20 protein-coding genes are annotated in these 23,117 nt (G+C 75.7%); 7 read left to right on the top strand and 13 right to left on the bottom strand.

What is annotated here, in order from left to right; all coding sequences use genetic code 11:
• Positions 1 to 53: 53 nt before the first annotated feature.
• From ET471_RS01400 to mtrA, 6 genes are all read right to left on the bottom strand, one after another.
• Positions 54 to 1,340 carry a winged helix-turn-helix domain-containing protein gene (locus tag ET471_RS01400; RefSeq protein ID WP_242496368.1) on the bottom strand — a complete coding sequence of 429 codons (1,287 nt, stop codon included), beginning with the start codon at positions 1,338 to 1,340 and terminating at the stop codon, positions 54 to 56.
• A 31-nt stretch (positions 1,341 to 1,371) separates the two neighbouring features.
• Positions 1,372 to 2,025 (bottom strand): ribosome hibernation-promoting factor, HPF/YfiA family, encoded by a 654-nt coding sequence (gene hpf, locus ET471_RS01405; RefSeq protein ID WP_129186267.1) that lies wholly within the window; start codon positions 2,023 to 2,025, stop codon positions 1,372 to 1,374.
• Between the two features lie 198 nt (positions 2,026 to 2,223).
• Entirely contained in the window at positions 2,224 to 2,985 is a 762-nt protein-coding gene (locus ET471_RS01410) for a ComF family protein (protein WP_129186268.1), read from the bottom strand.
• A gap of 66 nt (positions 2,986 to 3,051) precedes the next feature.
• Positions 3,052 to 4,761 carry an LpqB family beta-propeller domain-containing protein gene (locus ET471_RS01415; protein ID WP_129186269.1) on the bottom strand — a complete coding sequence of 570 codons (1,710 nt, stop codon included), beginning with the start codon at positions 4,759 to 4,761 and terminating at the stop codon, positions 3,052 to 3,054.
• Positions 4,758 to 6,506 carry an MtrAB system histidine kinase MtrB gene (gene mtrB, locus ET471_RS01420; RefSeq protein WP_342586060.1) on the bottom strand — a complete coding sequence of 583 codons (1,749 nt, stop codon included), beginning with the start codon at positions 6,504 to 6,506 and terminating at the stop codon, positions 4,758 to 4,760. The genes ET471_RS01415 and mtrB overlap by 4 nt, the downstream gene beginning before the upstream one ends.
• A 7-nt stretch (positions 6,507 to 6,513) precedes the next feature.
• The gene (gene mtrA, locus ET471_RS01425; protein ID WP_129186270.1) at positions 6,514 to 7,194 is read right to left on the bottom strand and encodes an MtrAB system response regulator MtrA; all 681 of its coding nucleotides are present in this window, start codon (positions 7,192 to 7,194) and stop codon (positions 6,514 to 6,516) included.
• Positions 7,195 to 7,294: 100 nt separating this feature from the next.
• Between mtrA and ET471_RS01430 the strand changes: the two genes are divergently transcribed.
• The 5 genes from ET471_RS01430 to ET471_RS01450 are packed head-to-tail and all read left to right on the top strand — an operon-like array spanning position 7,295 to position 12,860.
• Positions 7,295 to 8,497: a glycerophosphoryl diester phosphodiesterase membrane domain-containing protein gene (locus tag ET471_RS01430; protein ID WP_129186271.1), complete on the top strand. Its 1,203-nt coding sequence runs from the start codon at positions 7,295 to 7,297 to the stop codon at positions 8,495 to 8,497.
• Between the two features lie 4 nt (positions 8,498 to 8,501).
• Positions 8,502 to 9,221, top strand: coding sequence for a DUF4129 domain-containing protein (locus tag ET471_RS01435; RefSeq protein ID WP_129186272.1), 720 nt, complete (start codon positions 8,502 to 8,504; stop codon positions 9,219 to 9,221).
• Positions 9,218 to 10,405, top strand: coding sequence for a DUF4350 domain-containing protein (locus ET471_RS01440; protein WP_129186273.1), 1,188 nt, complete (start codon positions 9,218 to 9,220; stop codon positions 10,403 to 10,405). Before ET471_RS01435 ends, ET471_RS01440 begins: the two co-directional genes overlap by 4 nt.
• Positions 10,402 to 11,445: an AAA family ATPase gene (locus ET471_RS01445; protein WP_129186274.1), complete on the top strand. Its 1,044-nt coding sequence runs from the start codon at positions 10,402 to 10,404 to the stop codon at positions 11,443 to 11,445. The genes ET471_RS01440 and ET471_RS01445 overlap by 4 nt, the downstream gene beginning before the upstream one ends.
• Positions 11,442 to 12,860 carry a DUF58 domain-containing protein gene (locus ET471_RS01450; RefSeq protein ID WP_129186275.1) on the top strand — a complete coding sequence of 473 codons (1,419 nt, stop codon included), beginning with the start codon at positions 11,442 to 11,444 and terminating at the stop codon, positions 12,858 to 12,860. The genes ET471_RS01445 and ET471_RS01450 overlap by 4 nt, the downstream gene beginning before the upstream one ends.
• A 122-nt stretch (positions 12,861 to 12,982) precedes the next feature.
• On the opposite strand, the gene ET471_RS01455 is transcribed toward ET471_RS01450, so the two are convergent.
• Positions 12,983 to 13,972 (bottom strand): stage II sporulation protein M, encoded by a 990-nt coding sequence (locus ET471_RS01455; protein WP_129186276.1) that lies wholly within the window; start codon positions 13,970 to 13,972, stop codon positions 12,983 to 12,985.
• 43 nt (positions 13,973 to 14,015) lie between these two features.
• On the opposite strand from ET471_RS01455, the gene ET471_RS01460 reads away from it, so the two are divergent.
• Positions 14,016 to 14,834 (top strand): RDD family protein, encoded by an 819-nt coding sequence (locus tag ET471_RS01460; protein WP_129186277.1) that lies wholly within the window; start codon positions 14,016 to 14,018, stop codon positions 14,832 to 14,834.
• Here the strand turns inward: ET471_RS01460 and ET471_RS01465 are convergent.
• The 4 genes from ET471_RS01465 to ahcY form a co-directional block, all read right to left on the bottom strand.
• Entirely contained in the window at positions 14,807 to 16,135 is a 1,329-nt protein-coding gene (locus ET471_RS01465) for an acyltransferase family protein (RefSeq protein WP_129186278.1), read from the bottom strand. The genes ET471_RS01460 and ET471_RS01465 overlap by 28 nt on opposite strands.
• Positions 16,136 to 16,281: 146 nt before the next feature.
• Positions 16,282 to 16,968: a response regulator transcription factor gene (locus tag ET471_RS01470; protein ID WP_129186279.1), complete on the bottom strand. Its 687-nt coding sequence runs from the start codon at positions 16,966 to 16,968 to the stop codon at positions 16,282 to 16,284.
• On the bottom strand, positions 16,965 to 18,281 hold the full coding sequence (locus ET471_RS01475; RefSeq protein ID WP_129186280.1) for a sensor histidine kinase: 1,317 nt from the start codon (positions 18,279 to 18,281) through the stop codon (positions 16,965 to 16,967). Before ET471_RS01475 ends, ET471_RS01470 begins: the two co-directional genes overlap by 4 nt.
• A 147-nt stretch (positions 18,282 to 18,428) precedes the next feature.
• Positions 18,429 to 19,925 carry an adenosylhomocysteinase gene (ahcY, locus tag ET471_RS01480; RefSeq protein ID WP_129186281.1) on the bottom strand — a complete coding sequence of 499 codons (1,497 nt, stop codon included), beginning with the start codon at positions 19,923 to 19,925 and terminating at the stop codon, positions 18,429 to 18,431.
• 167 nt (positions 19,926 to 20,092) lie between these two features.
• Here ahcY and ET471_RS01485 point away from each other — a divergent pair, with 167 nt between their 5' ends.
• The gene (locus ET471_RS01485; protein ID WP_129186282.1) at positions 20,093 to 21,376 is read left to right on the top strand and encodes an MFS transporter; all 1,284 of its coding nucleotides are present in this window, start codon (positions 20,093 to 20,095) and stop codon (positions 21,374 to 21,376) included.
• Positions 21,377 to 21,465: 89 nt separating this feature from the next.
• On the opposite strand, the gene ET471_RS01490 is transcribed toward ET471_RS01485, so the two are convergent.
• Complete coding sequence (locus ET471_RS01490) at positions 21,466 to 21,651, bottom strand: Trm112 family protein (protein ID WP_129186283.1); 186 nt, start codon at positions 21,649 to 21,651, stop codon at positions 21,466 to 21,468.
• On the bottom strand, positions 21,648 to 23,102 hold the full coding sequence (locus ET471_RS01495) for a phosphomannomutase/phosphoglucomutase (RefSeq protein WP_242496369.1): 1,455 nt from the start codon (positions 23,100 to 23,102) through the stop codon (positions 21,648 to 21,650). Before ET471_RS01495 ends, ET471_RS01490 begins: the two co-directional genes overlap by 4 nt.
• Positions 23,103 to 23,117: the final 15 nt, after the last annotated feature.

The raw sequence follows: 23,117 nt of genomic DNA on the forward strand, positions 1-23,117 counted from the left end.
GGCGACCTGACCGATTGCCAGGGTTCGCGCACGGGGTAACACCGTCCGGCGCGTCAGGGCCTCAGAGCCGCGTCGAGCGCCGGGGCGAGGTCGCCGCGGGACGCGACGACGACGTCGTCGAGCCCCAGCCACGCGGCCATCGTGCGCAGCTCCGACGCGAGCCGCCCCGCCGTCGCGGGCGTCGACCACGGCTCGGCGTGCGCGGCCTGGACGCGCAGCACGCCGGCCTGCCGGTCGGCCTTGAGGTCGAGGCGCGCGGTGACGCGCTCGTCCTCGAGGAACGGCAGCACGTAGTAGCCGTACTGCCGCTTGGCCGCGGGGGTGTAGATCTCGATGCGGTACGTGGTGCCGAAGAGCTCCTCGAGGCGCGAGCGCTCGAAGACGAGCGGGTCGAACGGGCTCAGGAGCGCCGCACCCGTGGCCCGGCGCGGGAGGGCCGCGTCGCGGTGCCGGTACCAGGGGCCGCGCAGGCCCTCGACGTCGACCGGGACGAGCACGCCGTCCTCGACGAGCTCGGCGACCGCGGCGGGCAGGAGGGTCTTGGTGACGCCGCGGAGGAGACGGAAGTAGTCGCGCAGGTCGCGGGGTGTGGCGATGCCGTGGGCGCGGGCGGAGATCTCGACGAGGCGCCGGATCGCCTCGCCGTCGGAGACGGGCGGCGCCTCGACCACGTCGCGCGGCAGCGCCCGCGCGGCCAGGTCGTAGCGGCGCTCGAACTGCGCCGTGCGCCCGGCCGAGACGGCCTCGCCCGTGAAGAACAGGTACTCCAGGACCCGCTTCCCGGCGGTCCAGTTCCAGCCCCACTCGTCGTTCGTGCGGCGGCCCGGCCCGCCGCGCGCCTCGAGCTCGACGTGCACCTGGGCCGCCGTGACCGGCCCCCGCTCCGCGAGGATCTCGCGCACGGCCGCGAGCTCGCCGGGGTGCTCCTCGGCCGCCCGGCTGATCGCCCCCCACGCGTGGTCGCGCACCGCGCGGCGCCGCCACTCGAGCAGCGGCCACGTCTCGACGGGCACGAACGACGCCTCGTGCGCCCACGCCTCGACGAGCCGTCGCGGGGTGCGCGAGTGCAGCCGGTCGAGCAGCCCGACGTCGTACGGCCCGAGCCGCGAGTACAGCGGCATGAGGTGCGCGCGGGCGAGCACGTTCACGGAGTCGATCTGGAGCAGCCCGAGCCGGCGCACGGCCGCGGTGACCTGCCGGAACCCCGGCTCGACGGCGGGCCGCTCGCGGTGCAGCCCCTGCGCCGCGAGCGCCGCGCGGCGCGCCTGGGACAGGGAGAGGCGCTCGGCGCGCGGGGTCGCGCGCCGAGCGCCTCGGTCGACGTCGATGGTGGTGGTCACCGGTCCAGCATGCTCGGCGCCACCGACAGGCTCACGTCAGGCTCGTGACCGGCAGCACGCCTTCGCACTGCTGGTCGAGCTGGACGACACCGTAGGTCCAGCCCTTGCGCTTGTAGACGGCCGACGGTCGTGCGGTCTCCTTGTCGATGAAGAGGAAGAAGTCGTGCCCGACGAGCTCCATCTCGTAGACGGCGTCGTCGACGGTCATCGCGTCGGCGGAGTGCAGCTTCTGGCGGATCACCACGGGCGAGTCGCCGAGCTGGTGCTCGACGGCGTCGCCGTCGGCGACGAGCGGGGTGGGCGGAGCGACGGGCTCGGGCTCGGCGGCCATGACCTCGTCGTAGGGACGCACGTCCACCGGCGCCGTCACGTACGTGCGGCGGTGGTCCTTGCGGCGGTCACGGGTGCGGCGCAGGCGCTCGATCAGCTTGTCGATCGCGAGGTCCAGGGCGCCGTACCGGTCGTCCGCGGCGGCCTCCGCGCGGATCACGGGACCCTTGGCCCGCACCGTCAGCTCGACCCGCTCTGCGACGGCGGCGAGCTTGGGGTTGCGCTCCTTCGTGACCTCGACGTCCACGCGCTGGGCCAACGGCGACAGCTGCGTGACCTTGGTGAGCTTGTCCTCCACGTGGCGGCGGAACCGCTCCGGCACATCCGTGTGCCTACCGACGACGACGATCTCCATCGTGTGCTCCCTTCCTCGGGAGGGCACCCGCCTCCGCGGGCGCCCGGTGTGCTCTTCGATGGCATCCGTGACCACGGATGCCGATGACGGCACCACCTCCAAGACGCGCCCGGAAACCGGGCCTGCGGCGGCCCGAGAGCGGTTCTGACGCCCTCGGTGAGCCCTCAGACTAGACCCGGTCCTGGCTCCGCAACACCGCTACGGCGGCCTTGGCGCGAACGGATCCCCGGGCCGCCCCGACGCGGCCCTCCGGCGTCGCGCGGAGTCGCCCGGCGGCGGCGTCGCGGCCAGCACGAACGCCCCGACGACGTCGACGCCGGCGGCCTCGAGGGCCCGCTCGGCGACGGCCAGCGTCGCGCCCGTGGTGACGACGTCGTCGACCAGCAGGCAGGCGCCGCGCGGCGGCCGTCCGGCGGCCCGCGCGAGCGCGCGCCCGTCGACGCGCACGGCCACGTTCCCGCCGCGGGCGCGCGCGCCGAGGCCCACCTGGTCCGTGCCGCGCACGCGCCGCAGCGCGGGAGCCGGGACTCCCCCCACGGCGCCGGCGACGGCGCGCGCCACGGGCGTCAGGTGCTCGCGCGCACGGGCCCGTCGCGACGCCGCGCTCGACGGCGCCGGCACCACGAGCAGCGGCCGCTCCCCGACGGCGTGCGCGAGCGCGTCCCGCAGCCCGGCCGCGCCACGCGCGGCCGCGGGCCCGAGCAGCCCGTCGAGGTCGGCCCGCCCGCGGTCCTTCCACGCGACGACGACGCCGCGGACCGGGCCCTCGTACCGGGCGAGCGCCCACACGGGCAGCGCTCCGACGCCGTCGAGCCGGTCGAGGCGCGGGACGTCCGCCTCGACGCGGGCGGGCGCGCCTGCGAGCAGGGACGCGCACGCGGCGCACCAGCGCACGTCGGGTGCCCCGCAGCCGGGGCAGGCGACGGGGACCAGCAGGCGGGCGAGCTCTCGCAAGGGCACCGGCCCATCCTGGCGGTCCGGGCCGTGGACCGCGGACCGCCTGTGGAGGAAGGACGTCCCTGCAGGTCAGCCCGCGAACGCCGCGAGCTGCACGCCCGTGCCGACGACGGGCCACAGCGCTGTCGTCTGGCGCACGTGCAGCACGCCCGCGCCGTCGATCGCGAGCAGGTCGCCGGACCCGACGGAGGCGCTGAGCCACGTCGGGTCGGAGATCCCGCCGATGCGGCGCGGCAGCCCGCCCACCGCCAGGTGCAGGCCGCCCACCCCGGCGAGGTACACCGACGTCGCGCCCGACTCGTCGCGGCTGAGGAGGGCGAGCACCGACTCCTCCTGCCAGACGGCCTGCTCGACACCGGTCACCGAGGCGCCGACCGTCACCGGGGACGCCAGCGCGGTCGGCACGCCGCGGGCGTCCCTGACGATGCCCGCGACCTGCACGGTGCTCCCGCCCTCCCCGCTCGACACGACGGCCACCCGGGCGCCCTCGGGCGACACGCGGACCGACGTCACGGTGCGCCCCTCCAGCCAGTCCACGTCGAGCGCGAAGCGGTCGCCGGCGGGCGTCACGACCACGAGCGGCCCGCCGCGGTCGCCCGTCCACACCGTGCCGACCCGGTCGATCGACGGGGGCAGCAGCCACGTGCCCGTGAGCAGCTCCGACGGGCTCTGGCCCGTCACCCGCACGAGCCGGCCCACGCCGTCGCGCACGACGACGGTGTCCCCGGCCTGGCTGACCGCGAGCGCCTGCGGGTCGAGCCCCTCGAGGTGCACCACGAGCTCGGACTGCTCGAGCGTGCGGCCCGTGACGTTCATGAGCTTGCCGCCCTGCAGCGCGACCGCCCTCCCGGGGGTGTGCGGGAGCTCCGGCACGTCCACCTCGGTCGGGACGATCGGGCCGTTGCGGTCGGACAGGACCACGTCGGCCGCGCCGCGGCCCTCGGCGAGGGTCGCGCGCACCTGCGCCGCGAAGACGCCGCGCGCCGTCCCGGACGCCTCGGAGGCCTGGTCGGTGAGCAGGACCTGGAAGGTGCCGTCCGGCCCCTCGGTCACCGACGCCGACAGCCCCGTGCCCACCGGCAGCATGGCCGACGCCGCCCCGGCCAGGTACTCGGGCGGCCCGGCGAGCAGCTGCTGGACGGCGCTCGTGCGCCACGTCGTCTGCGGGAACCAGCGCACGTCCGGCACCCAGGACCTCAGGTCCGGCGTCGGGAAGTAGAGCGTCGTCACGTGGAACGTCGAGCCGAACGTCGGCGACGGCACCATGAGGCCGTCGTCGAGGTGGGAGATGCGCCACTGCCCGCCCTCGCGCGCCAGCTCGAACGTGGTCTCCACGCCGCCCTGCTCCTCGCTGAACACGCCGCGCTCGTCGAGCGACGCGACCACGGTGGCGCTGGCGTGCACCACCACGCGGTCGGACGTCGGGTCCGAGCCGTCGGCGAGGACGGGCTGCGGCAGCACGTCGGTCACGAGCACGCGGCTGCTCGGCGACCACGTCTCGGCGGCACTCTTCGTCAGGTACTCGCGCGCGACGGCGAACGACGCCGCCGACGTCGGCCCCGCCTGGGTGGCGCGCAGGAAGCCCCGGACGATCGCCTCGGGATCGGCGTCGGCGGTGGGCCCGAACGCGATCTGGCCGAAGTCGCCGGTGCGCGGGACGTCGTCGCCGCCCTGGTTGACGGCGCCCGAGACGGGCATGGACGCGCAGCCGGCCAGGACGGCGACGGCGAGCGCCGCGACGGCCGCCGCGGCGGTGCGGGCTCGCGTGCGCAGGCTCACCGGCGTACCTCCAGGCCGCTGGTCGTCGGGCCGGGCACGGAGGCGCCCGGGATCGGGTCGGCCGGCACCTCGGCCAGGTCGGGGATCGCCGTCGGCGAGGCGCCCGCGGCGGGCAGGACGACGGGGATCTGCCCGGTGGGCAGGCCGTGCATGGCCCGCGCCTCCGGCACGAGCGGCAGCGGCGGGTCCTCGACCGAGAGGCCGGCCCGGCGCGGCAGCGTGAGCCGGAAGCTCGCCCCGTGCCCCGGCTTGCCCCAGGCCTCGAGCCGCCCCGCGTGCAGGTGGGCGTCCTCGAGCGAGATCGCCAGCCCCAGCCCGGTCCCGCCCGTGGTGCGGGCCCGCGCCGGGTCGGCGCGCCAGAACCGGTCGAACACGTGGGCGACCTCGTCGGGCGTCATGCCGATGCCGTGGTCGCGCACGACGACGGCGACGGCGGCCGGGCTCGCCCCGACGGTCAGCTCGACGGGCTTGCCCTCGGCGTGCTCGATGGCGTTGGTGACGAGGTTGCGCAGGATGCGCTCGACGCGGCGGCGGTCGATGTCGGCGACCGCGGGCTCCTCGGGCATCGTGACGGAGAGGAACACGCCCTTGCGCTCGGCGAGCGGCGTCGCGGTGTCGACGACGCCGAACACGATGCTCTCCAGGTCGCACTGCTCGACGTCGAGCACGGCGGCGCCGGCGTCGAACCGGGAGATCTCCAGCAGGTCGGCCAGGAGCTCCTCGAAGCGGTCGAGCTGCGTCTGGAGCACCTCCGCGGACCGCCGGGCCACCGGGTCGAGCTCGTCGCGCGAGGCGTGGATGAGCTCGCCCGCGATGCGGATCGTCGTCAGCGGCGTGCGCAGCTCGTGCGAGACGTCGGAGACGAAGCGGCGCTGCGCCGTGGAGAGCTCCTCCATGCGCCGGATCTGGTCCTGGAGGCTGGCGGCCATCTCGTTGAACGAGCGGGCCAGCGTGGCCATCTCGTCGTACCCCTTGCCCGGCATGCGCTCGGCCAGGTGCCCGTCCGCGAGGCGCGCGGCCGTGGCCGCGGCGCGCCGCACCGGCGTGACCGCCTGGCGTGTGACCAGCCACGTGATGATGCCGATGAGCGCGAGGATGGCGAAGCCGCCGACCAGCAGGGTGCGCTGCACGAACCGCAGCGTCTCCTGCTCGGGCTGCAGCGAGTACAGCGTGTACAGCCCGTAGCGCCCCGCCGTCGGCACCTCGACCTGCGCGCCGAAGACGACGCCCGGCTCGTCGACGCCCGACTCCGTGACCGACGCCGGGATGCGCACGGACTGCCACACCTGACGGTTGGCGTCGAGCGTGGCCTTCTCCAGCTCGGGTGAGACGAGCTCGACCATGCCCTGGAACGAGAACGTGCCGTTGATCGCTGCGGGGCCGTCGCCGGCGGGGAGCAGCATCGACCCGCGAGCCCCGGTGGCGCCGTTGCGGCTCGGCTCGACGAGCGTGTTGGCCAGCGCCTGGACCTCGGCGAACGACGTCGCGGGCGACGACTGGAACTGGTCGCGCACCCAGGCCGCGGAGCGGCCCGCCTCCACGTCGAGCTGCTGCACGCGCCGCTCGAACAGCCCGTCACGCACCGACGACGACAGGAACCCGCCCAGCAGGGCGACGGCGACGACGCCCACCGCGAGCGCCGAGGTGACGACGCGCGCCTGCATCGAGGAGCGCCACCGGTGCACGGCGCCCCGGGACCCGCGGCCGACGACGGCGGCGACCTGCCGCCACAGCGCAGCGATCACGGCGCGATCACCGCGGTGCGCCCGCCTTGTATCCGACGCCGCGGACCGTCAGGACGATCTCCGGGTTCTCCGGGTCGCGCTCGACCTTGGAGCGCAGGCGCTGCACGTGGACGTTGACGAGGCGCGTGTCGGCCGCGTGCCGGTAGCCCCAGACCTTCTCGAGCAGTACCTCGCGTGTGAACACCTGCCACGGCTTGCGGGCGAGGGCCACCAGCAGGTCGAACTCGAGCGGGGTGAGGCTGATGCGCACGCCGGACCGCGTCACGGTGTGCCCGGTGACGTCGATCTCGAGGTCGCCGACGAGGAGCCGCTCGGGGCCCGTCTCCTGAGTGTTGCGCAGCCGCGCGCGGATGCGCGCCACCAGCTCCTTGGGCTTGAACGGCTTGGGCACGTAGTCGTCGGCGCCCGACTCGAGGCCCTGGACGACGTCGACCGTGTCGGACTTGGCCGTGAGCATGATGATCGGCACGCCGGACTCCGCGCGGATCTCGCGGCACACCTGCGTCCCGTCCTTGCCGGGCAGCATCAGGTCGAGCAGCACCAGGTCGGGCTGGGCGGACCGGAACGCCGCGAGGGCGCCGTCGCCGTCGGTGCAGAAGACCGGATCGAACCCCTCGGTGCGGAGCACGATGCCGATCATCTCGGCCAGCGCGGTGTCGTCATCGACCACAAGGACACGGGACTTCATGCGCCCAGTCTGCCAGTCGGAACGTGTGGATGGCGGGCCTGTGACCAGGCCGGGCGCGCTATCGTGGCCGGACCGACCGCCCAGCCCATGCGGGGAGATCATGAGCACGCCCGAGCAGCCCGGCCCTGACCGTCCCGACACGACACCACCGGTGCCCCCGGTCGACCCTGTCGCGCCCGTCCCCCCGCCGTCGTCCGGATGGGGGGAGACGCCCCGCTACGGCCAGTACGGGCAGCCCCAGTACGGGCAGCAGCCCCGGTACGGCCACCCCGGCCCCGTGCCCCCGCAGCCGGCGCCGACGCCGTACGGGTCGCTGCCCGGCGCCCCGTACCGCCCGGCGGCCGTCAAGCCGGGCATCGTGCCGCTGCGTCCCCTGACGCTGGGCGAGATCTACGACGGCGCCTTCAGCGCGGTGCGGCACAACCCGGCGGTGATGCTGGGGCTCGCGACGCTCGTGCTCCTCGTCGCGACGGTGGTCGGCGTCCTGGTCGGCCAGCTGCTCGTGCCCGCGTTCACGGGGGTGCTGGGCCCGCTTTTCGACGACCCGGAGCTGCGGGACGCCGGCGCCTCGTTCGGGTTCACCGCGGGCAGCATGGCGCAGATCTACGGCTCGGCGTCGGGGCTCGGGCTCACGACGCTGCTGGCCGGGCCGGTGGTCAACGGCGTCCTGACCGTGTCGATCAGCCGGTCGGTGCTCGGTGACAAGGCCACCGTGCGCCAGGTGTGGGCCCGCGTCGCGCCCCGCGCCTGGGTGCTCATCGGGTGGTCGCTGCTCCAGGCTCTCGGCCTGCTCGTCGTGGGCCTCGTGCTGGTGCTGGCCGTCGTCGCCATCGTGGTCGCGGTGTCCCAGGTCTCGGGCGGCGCCGCGGCGCTCGTCGGGATCGTGCTCGGCCTCGGCGCGCTCGCCGTCCTGCTGTGGCTCTTCGTCCGCCTGCTGCTCGTGCCGCCGGCCCTCGCGCTCGAGGGCGCTCGGCTCGGCGCGACGGTCCGGCGCGCGTGGCTGCTGACGCGCGGCTCGTTCTGGCGCACGCTCGGCATCTACCTGCTCGCGAGCATCATCGTCGGGTTCATCGCCCAGGTGATCTCCGTGCCCGTCTCGTTCGTCGCGGGCGCCTTCGGGGCGGCCGACCCGGGCGCGACGATGGGCGCCGCCCTCGTGCTCTCGATCGTCGTCGGGGTGGTCACCGCGGCGATCCAGACGATCTTCCTGGCCGGGGTCACCGCGCTGCTCTACATCGACCTGCGCATGCGGCGCGAGGGGCTGGACGTCCAGCTCACGGCCGCCGCGGCCGAGCGGGGCTAGCCCGGTGCTCCTCGCGGCGACGGTCACCGCACGCCTCGCCGCGGACGTGCCCGTCACCCCCGACCGGGACACCGCACGGCGGTGGCTCGCCGAGGAGCTCGCCCGTCCCGAGTACGGCACCCAGCCCAGCCTGCTCCAACGGCTGTGGGAGTGGTTCCTCGGGCTCTTCGACGGCCTGCGCGGGCTCGACGCCCCACCGTGGCAGGTGCTCGTCGGCGTGCTCGTCGCCGTCGCGCTGGTGGTCGTCGTGGCGCGCTGGGTGGCGGGCCCGGTCCGGCTCGCGCGCCGGACCCGGGGCAGCGCGGTCGTCGCCGCCGCCGACGACGCCCGCACCGCGGCACAGCTGCGCACCGCGGCCAACGCCGCCGCGGCGGGCGGCGACTGGGCGCTGGCCGTGGCCGAACGCTTCCGGGCCGTGGTGCGCGCCCTGGAGGACCGCACGGTGCTGGACGAGCGCCCGGGGCGGACCGCCCAGGAGGCCGCCTCCGACGCCGGGGAGCGCCTGCCGGAGCACGCACGCGACCTGACCGTCGCGGCGACGCTCTTCGACGGCGTCGTCTACGGGCACCGCAGCGCCCGCGAGGCCGACGACGCCGCGCTGCGCGCGCTCGACAGCCGCCTGACCGCGGCCCGCGTCGCGGCCTCCGCGACGCGCGGCACCGGAGGGCCCGGGCACGCGGACGCCCCCGCGCACCCCGACGCGACCAGCGGTGACCCGGCGTGAGCGCGCCCCTGACCGTCGTCGGCGACGGCACCACGGCGGCGTCCCGCGCCGGGCGCCGCTGGCGGCGCGCCCGGTGGACGGTGCTCGTGCTGGCCTCGCTGGCGCTCGTCGTCGCCGTCCTGGCGGTCTCGCGCCCGCCGACGTCGGAGACGCCCTGGGCGCCGGACTCGACCGCGCCGACAGGCGCCCGGGCGGTGGCGCGCGTGCTCGAGCGCCAGGGCGTCGAGGTGCGGCACGTGACCACGGTCGACGAGGCCGTGCGCGCGGCCGGCGCGGGCACCACGCTGCTCGTCGCGCCCGCGCCGATGCTCGAGGACGGCCAGGCGCAGGCCCTCGCCGCCACCCGTGCCGACCTCGTGCTGGTCAGGCCGGGCGGGACGCTGCTCGACCTCGCGACCGACGGGCAGGTCACGATCGCGCCCGTCGCCGTCCCGGGACGGCGGGCACCCGGGTGCGACGTCCCGGCCGCGGTCGCCGCGGGCGAGCTCGACCTCGACGGGGGGCTCGTACCCGGGTCCCCCGCCGTCGTGCCGTGCTACGCCGACCGGGGCGGCGACGGCGTCGACGCCGTCGCCGCGCTCGTCCAGGTCGAGGTCGCCGGACGCACCGTGACCGCCGTCGACGACCCGGCCTTCCTGCAGAACGGGGACGTGACGGCCCAGGGCAACGCGGCGCTCGCCCTGACCCTGCTGGGCGAGCACGACCGGCTCGTCTGGTTCGTCCAGGACCCGTTCGACGTGTCCACGGGCGCCGAGGTCGATCCCGGGTCGGGCGTGCTGCCCGGCTGGCTGCGGCCCGTCGCGCTGTGGGCGCTGCTGTGCGTCCTGGTCGCTGCCGCCTGGCGCGCGCGCCGCCTCGGCCCGCTCGTGACCGAGGACCTGCCCGTCATCGTGCCCGCCGCGGAGGCGACGCGCGGCCGCGGGCGGCTGTACCGGCGCGCGCGCTCGCGCGGGCACGCCGCCACGGCGCTGCGCGCCGCCGCCGCCGAGCGCATGGCCGGGCGCCTCGGCGTGCCCCGCTCGGCGGGACCCGCCACCCTGGTCGACACCCTCGCGCGGGCGACCGACCGCGACCCGCAGGCCGTCCACGACCTGCTGTACGGCCCCTCACCCGCCGACGACGCCGCGCTGTCCGCGCTGGCGGAGCGGCTCGACCAGCTGGAGAGCGAGGTTCACCGCCCGTGACGAACCCTGAAGACCTGAACCCGGAGCCCGCTGCCGGGACGACGGTGCCCGCCCCCGCGCCTGCCCCGGCCGCCGCGCCGTCCGCCGGTGCCGCCGAGGTCCGCCGCGCCCTCAACGCCGTGCGTGCCGAGGTGGGCAAGGCCGTCGTCGGGCAGGACGGTGCCGTGACCTCGCTGCTCATCGCGCTGCTGTGCGGCGGGCACGTGCTGCTGGAGGGCGTGCCGGGCGTCGCCAAGACCCTCCTGGTGCGCACGCTCGCGGCCTCGCTCGACCTGGGCACCAAGCGCGTCCAGTTCACGCCCGACCTCATGCCGGGCGACGTCACCGGCTCGCTCGTCTACGACGCGCGCACCGCGCAGTTCTCGTTCCGCGAGGGCCCGGTGTTCACCAACCTGCTGCTCGCCGACGAGATCAACCGCACGCCCCCGAAGACGCAGGCGTCGCTGCTCGAGGCCATGGAGGAGCGGCAGGTGTCGGTCGACGGGTCGCCCCGGCCGCTGCCCGAGCCGTTCGCCGTCGTCGCCACCCAGAACCCCGTCGAGTACGAGGGCACCTACCCGCTGCCCGAGGCGCAGCTCGACCGGTTCCTGCTCAAGGTGGTGCTCGCGGTGCCGCCGCGCGACCAGGAGATCGAGGTGCTCGCCCGGCACGCCGCCGGGTTCGACCCGCGCGACCTCGCCGCCGCGGGCGTGCGCGCCGTCGCCGGGCCCGCCGACCTCGCCGCGGCCCGCGCCGCCGTCACGCAGGTCGAGGTGGCGCCCGAGGTGCTCGGCTACGCCGTCGACGTGTGCCGCGCGACGCGCCAGTCCCCGTCCCTGTCGCTGGGCGTCTCGCCGCGCGGCGCCACGGCGCTGCTCGCGACGTCGCGCGCGTGGGCGTGGCTCAACGGCCGCGCGTTCGTCACGCCCGACGACGTCAAGGCCCTCGCCCACCCGACGCTGCGCCACCGCGTGCAGCTGCGCCCCGAGGCCGAGCTGGAGGGCGTGACCGCCGAGACGATCCTCTCGGGCATCCTGGCCACCGTGCCGGTCCCGCGATGACCGTCACCGGGCGGGCGTTCGCGCTCGCCGCGGCGGGGATCGTGCCCGTGCTGCTGTGGCCGGCCACCGGCACCGTCGTCCTGTGGGCGGGCGTCGTGGTGCTCGCCTGCGTCGTCGACGCGCTGCTCGCGGCGTCCCCGCGCAAGGTGGCGCTCACGCGCGAGGTGCCCTCGTCCGTGCGGCTCGGCGAGCCCACGCGCTCCCGGCTCACCGTGGCGAACGTGTCGGGGCGGCGGCTGCGAGCCGTCGTGCGCGACGCGTGGCCGCCGTCCGTCGCGGTCGAGGACGCCCGCGCCGCTGCCGGTCGCGACGACGGCGGCCCCGACGCTGCCGGCCCGGGGGCCGTCGCGCCCGCGGGCGCCATCGTCGGCGCGTCGCTCGCGACGACGGTCGCCTCCGCCCGCCACGACGTCGACCTGCGCGACGGCGACGCCACCCGGCTCGTGACGCCGCTGCTGCCCACGCGGCGCGGCGACCGGGACGCGGGGAGGGTCACCGTGCGCTCGCTCGGCCCACTGGGGCTCGCCGGCCGCCAGGCCTCGCTCGACGTGCCGGCGCGGCTGCGCGTGCTGCCCGAGTTCGCGTCGCGCCGCCACCTGCCCTCGCGCCTCGCGCGGCTGCGCGAGATGGACGGCCGCTCCGCCGTCCAGGTGCGCGGCGAGGGCACCGAGTTCGACTCGCTGCGCGAGTACGTGGTGGGCGACGACGTCCGCTCCATCGACTGGCGGGCCACCGCGCGGCGCGGCGACGTCGTCGTGCGCACGTGGCGGCCCGAGCGGGACCGGCGCGTGGTCGTCGTGCTCGACACCGGACGCACCTCCGCCACCCGCATCGGCACCGGGACGGGCGGCGTCGCCGCGCCACGGCTGGACGCCTCCATCGAGGCCGCGCTGCTGCTCGCCGCCCTCGCCGACCGCGCGGGCGACCGCGTCCAGGTGCTCGCCTACGACCGGGCGCTCGGGGCGCGCGTCGCGGGGGCGTCCGGGGCCCGGCTGCTGCCCGAGCTCGCCGAGGCGCTGGCCGGCGTCGAGCCGCGGCTGCTCGAGACCGACTGGCCGGGGCTCGTCGGGCAGGTGACGGCGCACGTGTCGCAGCGCGCGCTCGTCGTGCTGCTCACCGCGCTCGACCCCGCCGCCGTCGAGACGGGGCTGCTCACCGTCGTCGACCAGCTCGCGGGCACGCATCAGGTGGTCGTCGCCGGCGTCGCGGACGCCGAGGTGGCCGCGCTGCGGGCCGCGCGGGGGCCTTCCGCCGTCTACGACGCGGCCGCGGCGGCTCGCGGCGACCTGGAGCGCTCCGCCGTCGCGGGGGTCCTGCGCCGGCACGGCGCGGAGGTCGTCGAGGCGCTGCCGGAGGCGCTGCCGCCGGCGCTGGCGGACACGTACCTGGCGCTCAAGGCGGCCGGGCGCCTCTGACAGCACGGGCTGGGCGGGGCCGGGCCCCCGGCGGTCAGTCACCGCAGGTCGGTCACCGCCGGTCAGTCACCGCAGGTCGGTCACCGCGAGGCCAGGCCGGGCGAGGCCCGGTCCGCCGTCGCTCAGGCCGCCGTGGGCAGCACGGCGCCTGCGCGCTCCATGTCGAGGTCGCCCGTCTCCCCCGCATGCACCGCACGGCGGCCCAGCACCAGCACGTAGAGCCAGAACGCGGTCAGCGCGAGCGTGCCGAGCACGATCTTGAGCCACCACGGCAGCCCCGAGCCGGTCACGAAGCCCTCGATGGCGCCCACGACGGCGAGCGCGCCGACGAGCCCGACGGCGACCGTGACGAGCGCCCGGCCCTCCTGCGCGAGCGCGACGGCGCGCCGCCGGGGGCCGGGGTCGACGAGCGTCCAGAACGTCTTGAGGCCCGCCGCCCCGGCGACGAACACGGAGGTCAGCTCGAGCTGGCCGTGGGGGGCGATGAGCGTGAGGAACGTGCCGAGCTCCCCGTAGCTCGCCATCATCCCGCCCGTCGCGCCGACGCTGACGGCGTTCTGCACCAGCGCGACCACGGGCCAGACGCCCGTGACGCCGAACGCCACGGCCTGCGCGGCGACCCACGCGTTGTTGGTCCACACGAGCGCCGCGAACGACGCCCCCGGGTCGTAGTACGAGGCGAACGCCTCGTCGACGTACTGCCGGCGCTGCTCGGGCGTCCCCATGGCGGCGAGCGCGTCGGGGTCGGTGGCCACGTGGACGCCGACGACGACGCTCACCAGCAGGAAGCCGACGGTCACCGCGAGCGTCCACCAGCGGATCCGGTACAGCGCCGCGGGCACCGCCACGACGGCGTAGCGCACGACGTCCGACCAGGCGGGCTCGTGCGCGCCGGAGATGCGGGTGCGTGCCCGGCCCAGCAGGTCGCTGAGCCGGGTCACGAGCACCGGGTCGGGCGCGGCGGAGCGCACCGTCGAGAGGTGCGTGGCGACCTCCTGGTAGAGCCGCACCAGCTCGTCGGCCTCCGCGCCGTCGAGCCGACGCCGCCCGACCAGCACAGCGAGCCGCTCCCAGGCGGGGCTGTGCACAGTCGTGAAGGCGTCGAGGTCCACGGCCGATACCCTGCCACAGACACTCGCGACCAGGGAGGCTCCTGTGCACGACGGCATCCTCATCGGTGAGGGCGTGGTCCTCGACGCGCGCCCGGCGTCGTTCTTCACACGCGCGCTCGGCGGCATCCTCGACGGCCTCGCCACGGTCGCGGTGCTGCTCGGGGCGGGCCTGCTGGTCGGGGTGAGCCTGAACGACGTCGACGCGCAGTGGGCGCAGGCGGGCGGCGTCGTGCTCCTGGTCGTCGCGTTCGTCGGGATCCCCGTGACGGTCGAGACGCTGTCGCGCGGCCGCTCGGTGGGCAAGCTCGCCACGGGTGTGCGCGTGGTGCGCGACGACGGCGGCCCGGTGCGGTTCCGCCACGCGCTCGTGCGGGCGCTCGTCGGCGTCGTCGAGCTGTGGATGACGTTCGGCGGCATCGCGCTCATCGCCTCCCTCGCGAACGCGAAGGGCAAGCGGCTCGGAGACATGGTGGCCGGCACCTACGCGATCCGCGTGCGCGGCGGCAAGGGCTGGCAGGTGCCGCTCGCCATGCCCCCGGAGCTCGCCGGCTGGGCGTCGACGGCCGACATGCGCCGCCTGCCCGACGGCCTGGCCCTCGCCGCGCGGCAGATGCTCGACCGCGCCTCGCGCCTCGCGCCGTCGTCGCGGGCGGCGCTGGCCGACGAGCTCGCCGCGCGCGTGGAGCCCTACGTGGCGCCCGCCCCGCCCCGGGGGACGCCGGCGGAGGCGTTCCTGCACGCCGTGCTGTACGAGCGTCGCGACCGGGAGCTGGCTCGCGGGCTGCGCGAGCGCGACCGCGCCGCCGAGCAGGCGGCCGCGCTGCGTCGCCTGCCCTACGCGATGGCCGACCCGGCCGACTGAGCGCCGCGTGGCGCCTCGAACCGGCCGAACACCCGCACGAGGCCCATCAGCACGAGGGCGAACGCACCCCACCACAGGGGACGGCTCGCCCACCAGTCGGTGCTCCACGGTGCTGGCAGCGTCTCGTGCAGCCCCAGCAGCACCCCGCCGACGACGACGAACATCGCGGTCAGGTGCCACAGGTAGACGGTCATGGACCGGCGGGCCAGCACGCCGACGACGCCGCGGCCGCGGCCCCGCGCCCACCGGACGATCACGTCGCGGGCGAGCAGCACGACGGCGACCTGCGCGACCGACTGCGCCACGATCGGGGCGGTGGGCGGGGCGAGGTTGGAGAGGGCGTCACCCGGCATGCCGATCATGCTGGCCGGGTGCGGCCCGGAGGCGACGAGCGCAGCCATGACCCCGACGGCGAGCACGGCCACGCCGGCCAGGAGCGGGCGCGGCAGCGCGTCGACGGGGACGGTCCGGGCCCACCGCCGGTGGAGCATGCGGTGCGTGACGACGAGCGGCCGGACCTCCGGGGCGGCCCACCCGGAACGGTCGTCGGCGTACGCCACGCCGAGCAGGAACGGCACCGCCCACACGAGCAGCACGTTGGCCCAGGCCGCCCGCTCGAGTCCGGCGCCGAGGCGCAGCGCGTCCACGGCGAGCGGGGCGGCGAAGGCCACCGCGAGCGCGGACCACCTCCAGCGCTGCCAGGCCGCCCGCGCCAGGGGCGTCAGCGCGACGAGCGCGACCCACACCGCGAGGAACCACAGGAGCTGCGGGGCCATCCGCGCCAGCCGCAGCACCGCCGTGTCCGGCAGCGTGGTGGCCAGCAGCAGTGCCAGCGCCACCACCCACGCCCCCGCGAACGCCGCGACGGGCCGCGCGACGCCCCGCACGCGGGCGCCCACCGCCCCCGCCCAGCCGCGGCCCCGCGGCAGCCGCGCGTGCTGGTAGGCCGCCGACGCCCCGGCCGCGAAGAACAGCAGCGGCAGCACCTGGAGCACCCAGGTGAGCACCCACGCCCCGCCGTGCCCGAGCGCGTTGCCGACCCACAGCCGGTCGCCGTCGAACGTGGCCTCCGGCATGAGCCAGTGCACGGCGACGACGCCCAGGGTCGCCAGCGCCCGGACGCCGTCGACGAGCACGTCGCGACCGAGGGCGGGGCGGGCGGACACGTCGCGACCGAGGGCGGGGCGGGCGGACACGTCGCGGCCGGCACGGGGGCCGGCGACCACGTCGCGGCCGGGGGTGCGGCGGGGCACGGCGACGGGGTCGTCGACGGCGGTCGGCGGGACGAGCAGGGCGGCCATCGGGGGCTCCTCGGGTCGGCGGTTCTGACCCTCTGAGCCTGCTGACCTGCGGCTTCATCCTGAACCGGGCGTACCCCCGAACCCGTCAGGGACGACCCCCGGCCCTGCCAGGGCCGCCCCCCGAGCCCGTGCGGGGGTTGTCCCCCCTACGCGCCGAGGTAGCGCAGCACCGCCAGCACGCGGCGGTGGTCGGCGGCGTCGGCCTCCAGGCCGAGCTTGGCGAAGATCGCCGCCACGTTCTTCTCGACGGCCCCGTACGACAGGAAGAGCCGTTCGGCGATGGCGCCGTTGCTGCGTCCCTCGGCCATGAGCGCGAGCACCTCGCGCTCGCGCGGGGAGAGCCGCGCGAGGCCGGGGTCGCCCTGCGCCGTCGAGCCCATGAGCTGGGTGACCACCTCGGGGTCGAGCACGGTCTGCCCGTCGGCGACGCGCGCGAGCCCGTCGAGGAAGTCGCGCACGTCGGCCACGCGGTCCTTGAGCAGGTACCCGACGCCGCCGGCCCCGCCGGCGAGGAGCTGGGACGCGTACCGGGTCTCGACGTACTGCGAGAACACGAGCACGGGCAGCCCGGGGTGTGCCTGGCGCAGCGCGGTCGCGGCCCGCATGCCCTCGTCGGTGAAGGTGGGCGGCATGCGGATGTCGGCGACGACGACGTCGGGCAGCGCCCCGTCGTGGGCCCGCAGCGACACCTCCCGCACGAGGGCGTCGCCGTCGCCGACAGCCACGACGTCGTGACCGCGGCGGGCGAGCAGCGCGACGAGGCCGTCGCGCAGGATCGCCGAGTCCTCGGCGATCACCACGCGCAACGGCCTCGCGGCGGGCGTGGCGGTCATGCGCGGGTGCTGGTCGGCAGCGTCACGTCCACCACCGTAGGCCCGCCCTCGGGGCTGGACAGGTGGAACGTCCCGTCCACGGACGCGATCCGCTCCACGAGGCCGGCCAGCCCGGTGCGCTCCCCGTCCGTGCCGCCGGTCACGACGACGGCGCCGCCGCGGCCGTCGTCGCGCACGCGCAGCCGCAGCGTGGCCGTGTCGGGGCGGTCGACCAGCACGTAGGCGCCCGTCGCGCGGGCGTGCTTGGCGACGTTGGTGAGCAGCTCGGCGACGGTGAAGTACGCGATCGAGCGCACCGCCGGTGCCAGCACGGCGTCGTCGACGGACGCGTCGACGTCGACCGTGACGGGCAGCGGGGCGCGTGCGGCGAGCGTCTCGAGCGCCACGGCGAGGCCGTCGTCGAGGGCCGGCGGGTGGATGCCGCGCGCGATCTCGCGCAGCTCCGTCAGGGCCTCCTTGGTGGAGGCGTGCGCGGTGTCCAGCAGATCGGCGGCGAGCGCGGGGTCGCCGCCCGCGGCGAGCTGCTCGCGCGCCTCGCCGAGCTGCATGGCGACGGCGACGAGCCGGGCCTGCGTGCCGTCGTGCAGGTCGCGCTCGATGCGGCGCAGGCGGGCGTCGGCGTCCTCGACGGCGGCCGCGCGCGAGGCGCGCAGCGCGGCCACGCGGATCGACCCCGACGTCGGGCCGAGCAGGCCGCGCACCAGGCCGCGGTGCAGCGAGGTGAGGCCGTGCGTGAGGAACGGCCAGACCAGCAGGAAGACCAGCCCGCCGAGGGCCACGAGGGCGATGCGGGGCGGCGTGTTGGCGACCCAGTACCAGTGGCCGTTCTGGATGGAGAAGCCGCGCTCGCGCGCGCCGCCCGGGAAGCCCTGCAGCGGCAGCGACCACCACCACGTCCAGTACGTGATGCCGCCGAGGCCGACGGCCAAGAACGTCGTCGAGACGACGAACGAGAAGATCGTCAACGGGAACGTGACGAACAGGAAGAGCAGGGCGCGCCAGCCGGTGCCGTCGAACAGCATGGCGGCGAGCGACCGCCAGAACCCGCGCGGGCGGACGAACGCCGGCGGGGCGTCGACGTCGACACCGAGGGCCGAGCGCGCCAGGCCGCGATGGGCCGAGCCCCAGCCCCGGCCGCCCAGCACGAGCCCGCCCACGAGGAACAGTCCGACGACGGTGACGAGCAGCCCGGCGCCCAGCGAGGGGACGAGCAGCGCGTAGGCGAGGCCGAAGGGCGCGAGCAGCAGCGCTACCCAGAGGTAGCCGTACTCGCGCCAGGTGCGGGCGGACAGGGCGTGGGGCACGGTGTTCATGCAACCAGCCTCACGGCCGGGGGCGTCGGAGAACACGGGGGCGTCCGCCGTCCCGGCGGGGGATGTCCCCCGTGACGGCGGTCACGCGGGCCGCCCTCGCCGTCCTGCGCGAGGTCGCAGGACGGCGAGGGCGGGCGGCGCATAGCCTCAATACCGGTAGTGCTCCGGCTTGTACGGGCCCTCGACCGGGACGCCGATGTACTCGGCCTGCTCCTTCGACAGCTCCGTGAGGCGCACGCCCAGGGCGTCGAGGTGGGTGCGGGCCACCTTCTCGTCGAGGATCTTCGGCAGGCGGTACACCTGGCGCTCGTACTGGCGGTCGGACTCCGGCTTGGCGGCGTCGACGAACAGCTCGATCTGCGCGATCGTCTGGTTCGAGAACGAGTTCGACATGACGAACGACGGGTGCCCGGTCGCGTTGCCGAGGTTGAGCAGACGGCCCTCGGAGAGCACGATGACCGACTTCCCCGAGGGGAACGTCCACTCGTGGACCTGCGGCTTGATCTCCGTCTTGACGACGCCGGGGACGTCGGCCAGGCCGGCCATGTCGATCTCGTTGTCGAAGTGGCCGATGTTGCCGACGACGGCCTTGTCCTTCATCTGCTGCATGTGCTCGGCCAGGACGATGTCCTTGTTGCCGGTCGTGGTGATGAAGAAGTCGGCCTCGTCGAGCACGTCCTCGATACGGGCCACCTGGAAACCGTCCATGGCGGCCTGCAGCGCGCAGATGGGGTCGACCTCGGAGACGATGACGCGCGCGCCCTGCCCGCGGAACGCCTCGGCGGCACCCTTGCCGACGTCGCCGTACCCGGCGACGAACGCGACCTTGCCGCCGATGAGGATGTCGGTGGCGCGGTTGATGCCGTCCGGCAGCGAGTGGCGGATGCCGTACTTGTTGTCGAACTTCGACTTGGTCACGGAGTCGTTGACGTTGATGGCCGGGAACAGCAGCTCGCCCGCCTCGGCCAGGTGGTACAGGCGGTGGACGCCCGTGGTCGTCTCCTCGGTGACGCCCTTGATCTCGCCGGCGATCTCCGTCCAGCGCAGCGGGTCGGCCTCGAGCGCGCGGCGCAGCACGTCGCGCACGACGTTCATCTCGTGCGTGTGGTCGGGCTCGCCGGGCAGGGTGTTCGGCGGGACGACGCCGGCCCGCTCGTACTGGAGGCCCAGGTGGACGAGCATCGTGGCGTCGCCGCCGTCGTCGAGGATCATGTTCGGGCCCTGGTGGGCTCCGTCGGCGGTGGGCCAGAGCAGGATCTGCTCGGTGCAGTCCCAGTACTCCTCGAGCGTCTCGCCCTTCCAGGCGAAGACGGGCACGCCCTGCGGGTCCTCAGGCGTCCCTGTGGGGCCGACGGCGATGGCCGCAGCGGCCTCGTCCTGCGTCGAGAAGATGTTGCACGACGCCCAGCGGACCTCGGCGCCCAGCGCCACGAGCGTCTCGATGAGGACGGCGGTCTGCACCGTCATGTGCAGCGAGCCTGCGACGCGGGCGCCGGCGAGCGGCTTGTCCTCGCCGTACTCGGCGCGCAGGGCCATGAGGCCCGGCATCTCGTGCTCGGCCAGGCGGATCTGGTGACGGCCGGATTCGGCCAGGGCCAGGGAGCGGACCTTGTAGCGGCCCGGGGCTTCGTCGAACGTGGACACGGAAGAACCTCCGAGGGACAGGCGTCAGTGAGGGTGGCGCTGGGGGCTCCCGTGTGCGCTCGTGGCCCAGCCTATCTGCCGGCCCGTCCCGGGCCCCGGCGCGTCGGGGTCCCGGCACGCCCGGGGCCGGCGCGTCGCGGTCCCGGCACGGAGGATGATGGGCCCTGATGCCTGACGCAACCAATCCTCCGCTCTTCCCGTTCCGGACCGTGGTGCTGGGTGCGTTCGTGCCCGCGTTCCTGTTCGACGTCGGCGTCGGCGCGCTGCTGCCGGTCATCGCGCCCACCGCGACCGACCTGGGCTCGAGCCTCGCCGTCGCGGGCGTGGTCGCCGCCCTGCTGCCGATCGGCACGATCGCGGCCGACCTGCCCGCGGGGGCGCTGGCCGCGAAGGTGGGCGACCGCGTCGCGATGGTCATCGCGGGCGTCGTCGGCGCGGTCGCGTTCGCGCTCGCCGCGCTGGCCGCCAGCCTGGTGGTCCTGGCGGGCGCCGTGCTCGTGCTCGGTGCCGCAGAGGCCGTGTTCAACCTCGCCCGGCACTCGTACCTCACGGAGATCACGCCGCCGCTCAAGCGGGCGCGCGTCATGTCCACGCTCGGCGGGGTGCACCGCATCGGGCAGTTCGTCGGCCCGTTCGCGGGCGCGCTCGTCATCGACCGGGTCGGGCTGCACGGCGCGTACTGGCTCGCCGCGGTCGCGGCGGTCGCCGCGACCGTCACGGTCGTCCTCGTCCGCGACGACATCCCGACGCCGGTCCCGGCAAGGGCTGTCGTCGCGTCGGCTGTCGTCGCGTCGTCGGGCGGCACGTCGTCGGGCGGCGACGCCCCGCGCGCGACGCTCGGGTCCGTGCTGCGCGACCACCGCGCCCTCTTCACGACGCTCGGCGTCGCGTGCCTGCTCATCGGGGCCGTGCGCGGGGCGCGGCAGACCGTCATCCCGCTGTGGGGCGAGCACCTGGGGCTCGACCCGGCCGTCGCGTCGGTGATCTTCGGCGTCGCGGGCGGTGTCGACATGCTGCTGTTCTACCCGGCGGGCAAGGTCATGGACCGCATGGGCCGCAACTGGATCGCGATCCCGTCGATGCTGCTCATGGGCGTCGCGCTCGTGCTGCTGCCGTTCACGGGCGGGGCGACGTCGCTCGCCGTCGTCGGTATGGCGCTCGGGTTCGGCAACGGGATCGGCTCGGGCATCCTCATGACGCTCGGCTCGGACGCGTCACCCGCGCACGGGCGGGCGCAGTTCCTCGGGCTGTGGCGCGTGCTCCAGGACACGGGGTCGGCCGTGGGGCCGCTCGTCGTGTCCGCGGGCGCCGCGCTCGGCTCGCTCGCCGCGGGCATCTGGGCCACGGCCGCGCTCGCCCCGACGGCGGCCGCGGCGCTCGCCCGCTGGGTGCCGCGGTGGACCGTCCACGCCAACCGCACGACGCGGCGCGCGGCGGGGATCGTCTCCTGACGGGTGAGCGCCGGGTCCTGCGACTCCACGCGGGATGACGGAGCGCCCCGTCATCCTGCGCGCGGCGCGTCGCAGGACCCGGCGTCGCCTCAGAGCGGGCGCGCGTCCGACTCCAGCAGCACGGGGATGCCCTCGCGGACCGGGTAGGCCAGCGGGCGCTCCTTGTCGGTCGAGTGCAGCTCCGGCTCGCCGTCCGGGCCGACGCCGTCGACCAGCTCGGCACCCGTGACCGGGCAGCGCAGGATCTCGCGGACCCAGGGCGCGATGAGGTTCACGCGGGCTCTCCTCCCTCGGCGCGCACGAGCGACAGGACGTCGTCGCGCACCTTCTCCATGATGTCGGCGTCGGCCGCCTCGACGTTGAGGCGCAGCAGCGGCTCGGTGTTCGAGGCGCGCAGGTTGAACCACCAGCGCGGGGTCGCGTCCCAGTGGGACACGGTCGCGCCGTCGAGCTCGTCGAGCGTCGCGTCCGGGTAGGCGGCCAGGTAGGCGTCGAGGACGCGCCGGCGCGCGGCGGCGACGTCGGGCACACGCGAGTTGATCTCGCCCGAGGCGACGTACGGCTCGTACATCTCCGAGAGCGCCGACATCGGGTGCTCCTGCCCGCCGAGCGCGGCGAGCACGTGCATCGCGGCGAGCATGCCCGTGTCCGCGAACCAGAAGTCGCGGAAGTAGTAGTGCGCGGAGTGCTCGCCGCCGAACACGGCCTCGTGCTCGGCCATCTCGGCCTTGATGAACGAGTGGCCCACGCGCGTGCGCACCGTCGTCGCGCCCGCGGCCTGGAGCAGCTCGGGCACGGCCTGCGAGGTGATCAGGTTGTGGATGATCGTCGCGGGGCGGCCCTCGGCGAGCTCCTTGGCCAGCTCGCGCAGGCCCACGAGCGCCGTCACGGCCGACGGCGAGACCGCACGCCCGTTCTCGTCGACGACGAAGCAGCGGTCGGCGTCGCCGTCGAACGCCAGCCCGAGGTCGGCGCCGTGCTCGACGACGGCCGCCTGCAGGTCGACGAGGTTCTTCGGGTCGAGCGGGTTCGCCTCGTGGTTCGGGAACGAACCGTCGAGCTCGAAGTACAGCGGCACGATGTCGAGCGGCAGGGCCGGCAGGCCGGCGCCCGTGCCCAGCACCGCGGGCACGGTGTGGCCGCCCATGCCGTTGCCGGCGTCGACGACGACCTTGAGCGGGCGGATGCCGGACAGGTCCACGAGCGAGCGCAGGAACGCTGAGTACTCGCCGAGCAGGTCGACCTCGGAGACCGTGCCCCGCTCCTCGGCCGGGGCGGGCAGCCCCTCGTCGAGGAACGTCTGGGCGAGCGAGCGCACCTCGGCGAGGCCGGTCGCCTCGCCCACGGGGCGGGCGCCGGGGCGGCACAGCTTGATGCCGTTGTAGATGGCGGGGTTGTGCGACGCCGTGAACATCGCACCGGGCACGTTGCGCGCGCCCGACGCGTAGTAGAGGCCGTCCGTGGAGCACAGGCCGATGAGGACGACGTCGACACCCGCGTCGGTCAGCCCGTGCGCGAAGGCCTGGACGAGCTCGGGGCCCGAGTCGCGCATGTCGTTGCCGATGACGACCTCGGGGCGCGTCGCGCCGTCGCCTGAGCCTGGGAGCACGACGACGCGCGCGAACGCCGCGCCGACCGCCTCGGCCACCGCCGGGGAGAACGGGTCCGGGACGGTACCGCGGACGTCATAGGCCTTGATGATCGTGGTGAGATCGATGCTCGTCACGTCGCAAGAGTACGT

Origin of the sequence: Xylanimonas protaetiae, from assembly GCF_004135385.1 — a bacterium.
In the GTDB taxonomy this organism is placed as follows: Bacteria; Actinomycetota; Actinomycetes; order Actinomycetales; family Cellulomonadaceae; genus Xylanimonas; species Xylanimonas protaetiae.

What these genes read in the sequence shown, in the direction of transcription:
- hpf (WP_129186267.1), bottom strand. Translation starts at nt 2,025, where the DNA reads ATGGAGATCGTCGTCGTCGGTAGGCACACGGATGTGCCGGAGCGGTTC.
- mtrA (WP_129186270.1), bottom strand. Translation starts at nt 7,194, where the DNA reads ATGAAGTCCCGTGTCCTTGTGGTCGATGACGACACCGCGCTGGCCGAG.
- ET471_RS01430 (WP_129186271.1), top strand. Translation starts at nt 7,295, where the DNA reads ATGAGCACGCCCGAGCAGCCCGGCCCTGACCGTCCCGACACGACACCA.
- ET471_RS01450 (WP_129186275.1), top strand. Translation starts at nt 11,442, where the DNA reads ATGACCGTCACCGGGCGGGCGTTCGCGCTCGCCGCGGCGGGGATCGTG.
- ET471_RS01465 (WP_129186278.1), bottom strand. Translation starts at nt 16,135, where the DNA reads ATGGCCGCCCTGCTCGTCCCGCCGACCGCCGTCGACGACCCCGTCGCC.
- ET471_RS01470 (WP_129186279.1), bottom strand. Translation starts at nt 16,968, where the DNA reads ATGACCGCCACGCCCGCCGCGAGGCCGTTGCGCGTGGTGATCGCCGAG.
- ET471_RS01475 (WP_129186280.1), bottom strand. Translation starts at nt 18,281, where the DNA reads ATGAACACCGTGCCCCACGCCCTGTCCGCCCGCACCTGGCGCGAGTAC.
- ET471_RS01485 (WP_129186282.1), top strand. Translation starts at nt 20,093, where the DNA reads ATGCCTGACGCAACCAATCCTCCGCTCTTCCCGTTCCGGACCGTGGTG.